The organism is Acinetobacter bereziniae LMG 1003 = CIP 70.12, assembly GCF_000368925.1.
GTDB classification, from domain to species: domain Bacteria; phylum Pseudomonadota; class Gammaproteobacteria; order Pseudomonadales; family Moraxellaceae; genus Acinetobacter; species Acinetobacter bereziniae.
On record NZ_KB849754.1, the window covers coordinates 283372 to 284872 of the forward strand.

The window sequence follows — 1501 nt, forward strand, 5'->3', positions numbered from 1 at the left end:
TGGTTTTTTTCATTATCAGACTGATAACAGCTTTAGATCCCTTGGCGTGGTTTTTTCATTATCAGGCTGATAACGGTTTTTCGATTCTAAATCGTTGATTTATTCATTATCAGACTGATAAAAATGGAGTTGCCAAGAAGAGGGGAGGGCTTACTACTACTTACAGTTAAATAAATGAGTAGACGTTGTGAAATGCACAACTGAAAATGATCTATATTAGCTGAGTAGGGGAGTGCCCTATTCAATAAAAAGACTACCAACAATATTTATAGAGAAATTTATTATATAGGCGGTTAATCCACTTAAATGTCTAGTAGGGGAGGGCTTCTTATTCATTCTTTTTAGTATTTGACCAAGAATACTGGCTTAGTGTTGAGATTGACCTGATTTAAGCTTTAAAAGGTATTAAATGCCACTTTAGTCAAGAGCTTAAAACCAGACTTAAAATCCTTAAAAGGTTTAAGGGGAATTAGATTAAAACCAATATTAACTATATAATACCCAACAATACACATATTAATAGGCTATAAAATGGCAGATCCAAAAGATAAGCTTGTACATGAGAATCATATTTATATATTTACTGTTGTTATGGTTTTAGTGGCTTTTTTGGCTGTATGGTTTGCTTATAAACCTCAAATTGTAGGGTTTTTAGTATACACAAAAGGCATTTTAATTATTCCTCTATGGTGGATACATAGCATATTCAAAGCTATCGGGCTTAACTACGTGCCTTTACTAAGTGAGTTGGTGTATTCAACAGAACACCTATGTAAACCAACAAACAATTGGCTTCCATTATTTTGTCAAAATAAGTTTAGCGAAGTCACTATTTTTCAAATTTCAAAAGCCAGTCAAGCATGGAATTTATTAATATTTTTGCTGGCAACACCTTGGATAAAGAAAGCTTATGACCGCTTCAACAGCGAGCATCCAGCACGGGGCTTTATCAAAAGCATGAACCTAGAAGAGTTCATAGAGGAACAAATTCCAAACCAAAGACACTTACAGGTTTTTGGTCCATTAGACTTGTCAAAATATGATACGAACAATGGTCATTTTAAAGCGCTAGATTCAACTTATGAGTTTGCAAATAGGCATGAGTTAATTACAGGAACTAAAGAGCGCCTTGTGAACATTACAATCAACGGAGTAACGAAAGAATATAATGATAAAAGTGAAACAGTACCTATCATAGATGAAGAGAAGTTTTTAAATGTCTTACGTGAACAACTAGGGGATCTTTGGATAACCCTTGATAATTCAAAAGAAACATCACCCGATGAATTATCGTATTTATCCGATGTTGATACAATTTTGCTAGCTTTGTATTTACCAGTAGCATGTGCAACCGGCTTTGTTGCACAAACCTAGCCTATAAGGTTTATTCAGTCCTATAATTTCAAAATGATCAAATCTTTATTTAGACTCTCTTTACGCATGGTCACAGGTTTTGTTCAAAGTCTGATTAAACTTTGTGGATTAAATTGGACCGCACCAG

General features: G+C 34.1%; 1 protein-coding gene and 1 pseudogene. Both read left to right on the forward strand.

Going from position 1 to position 1501, the window contains the following annotated elements:
- Positions 1-531 precede the first annotated feature (531 nt).
- Complete coding sequence (locus F938_RS01575; RefSeq protein ID WP_005028642.1) at positions 532-1374, forward strand: hypothetical protein; 843 nt, start codon at positions 532-534, stop codon at positions 1372-1374.
- A 33-nt stretch (positions 1375-1407) separates the two neighbouring features.
- Positions 1408-1501, forward strand: a pseudogene (locus F938_RS23610) (transposase); the annotation flags it as partial.

Bases quoted from the DNA above. Each gene is read 5' to 3' on its own strand.
- F938_RS01575 (WP_005028642.1), top strand. From the start codon at position 532: ATGGCAGATCCAAAAGATAAGCTTGTACATGAGAATCATATTTATATA.